This is a genomic window from Arthrobacter sp. CAN_A214 (assembly GCF_015751955.1).
In the GTDB taxonomy this organism is placed as follows: Bacteria; Actinomycetota; Actinomycetes; order Actinomycetales; family Micrococcaceae; genus Arthrobacter_D.
Genome location: NZ_JADOUU010000071.1, coordinates 1 through 3,161, shown reverse-complemented (window position 1 = coordinate 3,161; position 3,161 = coordinate 1). Strand labels below are relative to the sequence as shown.

1 protein-coding gene and 1 pseudogene are annotated in these 3,161 nt (G+C 60.4%); one reads left to right on the top strand and one right to left on the bottom strand.

The genetic code is table 11. The features are described 5' to 3' along the window. Positions 1–618: 618 nt before the first annotated feature. Positions 619–1,572 (top strand): endonuclease/exonuclease/phosphatase family protein, encoded by a 954-nt coding sequence (locus IWX65_RS17340; protein ID WP_334683985.1) that lies wholly within the window; start codon positions 619–621, stop codon positions 1,570–1,572. Positions 1,573–2,663: 1,091 nt separating this feature from the next. Here the strand turns inward: IWX65_RS17340 and IWX65_RS17335 are convergent. Next, positions 2,664–3,161: pseudogene (locus IWX65_RS17335) on the bottom strand (hypothetical protein); the annotation flags it as partial.

The following is a 3,161-nucleotide window of genomic DNA, read 5'->3' as shown; positions in this document are numbered from 1 at the left end:
GGGCCCCTGGCTCGGTGGGGGGGGGGGGGTTGAATCTAAAACATTCCTTCCCTTGCGCGGGGTGTGTTCCCTTTTTTACCTTCAAATACAGGGGGGGGGGGGGGGGGGGGGGGGCCCCCCCCCCCCCCCCCCCCCCCCGCCTCCTGAGATCAGGCCGGGGGATCATCTCCGCCGTGGCCTGTCCGATCAACAGCATGTTCAGGCGAAGTGATTCCTTCATGGTCCGGGATATCGGGCAGACGCTTCAGCACTGAAAGGGCCCGCTCGCGCTGGGGTCCACCCTGCTTCTTAGGGTGGCATTCACTCATCAGCCCCAGCTAGCACTTATGGGTTGGGCCAAAGTTATGAAGGTGAGGGCGGTAGGCTCTGACCCTAGACGGACGTCACGGAGAATAATAGGGGTACCGCGCCTGTCTTCCGACACCTCGTGCCGGAGGACGCGCGGGCCACACCACCACTCATTCACCCTTTTTCATCTTGAACGGACGAACCTCCTCGGCGGAGGGTCAGCGAAGGATGTAGTGTACAACGCAAAGTACCATCCGTCACAGCATCCTCAAGTAGCACTTATAAAGGCCTCAACGCACGTGGGATAGTCGGCGTGATTCGATGGGGTTCATGACGCTGATCGTGACGACGCCGCCCACTGCGGTGATCGAAGATCTGCTCCGCCTGCGCACAGCACTGGATGACACTGTCCCGTCCAAGGATGATGTGAATCTTCTGGTGGCGACCTGGAATGTGCGGGCGTTCGGGGACCTCACCGAAAAATGGACAGCCGGACCACAGGATTCACCCAAACGGGATCTCCATGCCATGGCCTGCATCGCCGAAATCGTGTCCCGCTTCGATGTTCTCGCCCTGCAGGAAGTCCGCCGGAACACCATAGCATTGCAATACCTGCTGGGCCTGCTGGGCCCATCCTGGCGGTTCATCACCTCGGATGTCACCGAAGGCCCGACAGGTAACGGGGAACGCCTGACCTACCTCTACGACACCACGCGCGTCCAACCCTCAGGACTGGTCGGGGAAATCGTCCTCCCACCCGCAACGGGCACACCGGTCCCCCAGTTCGCCCGCACCCCCTACGCCGCCGGCTTCACCCGCGGCACAGCAGGTTTCGTGTTGACCACCGTGCACGTCCTATGGGGCACCAAGGCCGCTGACCGGCTGCCCGAAATCACCGCGTTCGCCGAGTGGATGCACAATTGGGCCAAACGCCCCGATGACTGGAACGAGAACCTCCTCGTCCTCGGGGACTTCAACCTCGACCGCATCGGCGACCCCCTCTACGAAGCATTCGTCTCCACCGGGCTCTGGCCACCGGTCGAACTCGAGGACGTGCCGCGCACGATCTTCGACAACGACAAAACCCGGCACTTCTACGACCAGATCGCCTGGTTCTCCGAACTCGACGGAACCACCATGCTCACAACCCTCACCTACACCGGACACGCCGGGCACGTCGATTTCCTCCCCCACATCCTCACCGACCTCACCAAACAAGAAATATCCTGGCGGATCTCGGATCACTACCCACTCTGGACCGAATTCACCACCCACACACCCTGAACCCACCCCTCCAACTGGGCTACGACGTGACGCAGCGTCCACCTCGAACCTCCTACTGCGGCTGGTTCAACAGATCCTGCTGCACTGTTAGTCCCAAAAATTGTGGAGCGGCGAAGGATCCCTCAACGCAGCGGCCTCGCTTCGCGTAGAGGCCGAATAACGGTGCGAAAACCGTGCCAAATAGCTCTGATTTGGCCACCGCCCCCGTCCATCGGTAGTAACCGCTTCAGGGGCCTCAGATAAATGATTGACCTGTAATCACAGCACGGTTATTGTATGAAATTAAGACCGATTTGACATCTCAGGGTAAATCGGTTTGCTGGGGATTTATCTACAATCCTGCGTCCTTGACCGTGACTCACGGATGAGGCAGACAAATTTGCTTGTAGCGCCGTTCGCCGGTTGCCTACATCAGCGGCACACGTTGGGGTGCGCCTGCAGCACAATCTCTGAACCACAATCCTGCCCGTTCATTAATCCTGCCGTGGCACCCAAATCCTCTATGGGTGTGCCAATTCCGGAAATTTACTCCGGTGTTTCCGCCAGCTCGGTCGCCGGTTGGGTGCACAAATTCGGGCAAACCCTTGGTCAAACCCTCTTATTCCTCGTTCGGCCGCATTCACCTGTGGCCGGGTACCGGGAATTGTGTGGGCGGCCCGGGGGCGGGATCATGTGTTCAGGTAAGCCGCCGGTGGTTCCCGATTCGCCTTGACCGATTAACCTCAAGTGAGGAACCACAGTATGACTTTACTCAGCCCCACTGCTGGGACCGGCTATCAACCTTCCCCCAGACGGAAATACCTCGCATTCCTATCCGCCCTGATATTGGCAATATCGGTGCTCCTAACAGGAGGCGCACTCGGCGGCGCCTCAGCAGCTTCCGCGGCCACAGCAATCAATCAATGCAACGGAATCGGCAACGTCGGCGGCCAGGGAGTCACCTGCACCGTCACTATTGTCAACAGCCTCAACCTGGATACTGGGACGCAGAGTTCGGTAGTTACCGTTGAGGCATGTACCGGGGCAGCCAACACCGCCCTAACATGCACGACGACGACGACCCCATCCAACGAACTGACAACCGTCGTGGATCAATGCAACGGCTCCGGCAACGGAGGCGGCGGCGCCGTGCAATGCAGCGTCACTGTCGAAAACATCATCACCGGGACTGCCGAAACAGCGGCCGGGTCAGTGAACCAATGCAACGCCTCCGGCCAGAACGGCGGTACCGAGCCCACAGTCGTCTGCACTCCGATCGGCTCAACGACAAACGCCACCGTCACCCAGTGCAACGACTCCGGTAACGGAGGCGGCGGCACGATGCGCGTCCAGTGCACCGTCGGGTCGAACACGATATCGGCCGCACTGCCCATCACCATCAACCAGTGCAACGGCTCAGGCAACGGAGGCGGAGCCACCGTCACCTGCACCAGCTCAATAAACACCACCATCATCGCTTCTACCCCACCAGTGATCGTGCCGCCGGTAGAACCTCCACCCGTGATCCTGCCGCCGGTCGACGCACCACCCGTGATCCTGCCGCCGGTCGACGCACCACCCGTGATCCTGCCGCCGGTCGACGCACCACC

Bases quoted from the DNA above. Each gene is read 5' to 3' on its own strand.
- IWX65_RS17340 (WP_334683985.1), top strand. From the start codon at position 619: ATGACGCTGATCGTGACGACGCCGCCCACTGCGGTGATCGAAGATCTG.